This window comes from Faecalibacterium sp. DFI.5.82, from assembly GCF_029076575.1.
GTDB lineage: Bacteria > Bacillota > Clostridia > Oscillospirales > Ruminococcaceae > Faecalibacterium > Faecalibacterium duncaniae.
In genome coordinates this window covers 1-302 of record NZ_JARFIS010000729.1, presented here as the reverse complement: position 1 = coordinate 302, position 302 = coordinate 1, and the positions used below count along the sequence as shown (strand labels likewise).

Annotated in this window: 1 protein-coding gene; it reads right to left on the bottom strand. The window is 64.2% G+C overall.

The window, feature by feature from the left end:
* Nucleotides 1-77 precede the first annotated feature (77 nt).
* On the bottom strand, nucleotides 78-302 hold a 225-nt coding region (locus P0G09_RS18650; protein ID WP_275253416.1), incomplete at its 5' end, for a PTS sugar transporter subunit IIC.

The window sequence follows — 302 nt, the reverse complement described above, 5'->3', positions numbered from 1 at the left end:
CAGCTCCCTCGGAGAGGGAGCCTTTTAGCCTCCCTCATTGAGGGAGGTGGCATCGCGTAAGCGATGACGGAGGGAGTTTAGTTCAGCTTCAGCTCGCCCTCTTTGATCCAGCCCAGCTGGCGCTCGATCTCGCAGAAGAGAACGCTCAGGACTGCGGGCAGAACAAAGCAGATGAGGGCCATGGCAGCCCAGTCCATGGGGGTGCTGGCGGCCTTGGTGCCGGCGGCGATCTCGTTCACCCCGCCGGTGTACACGCCGATCTGGCCCACCAGACCGCAGGTGCCCATGCCGGAGGAGACCGC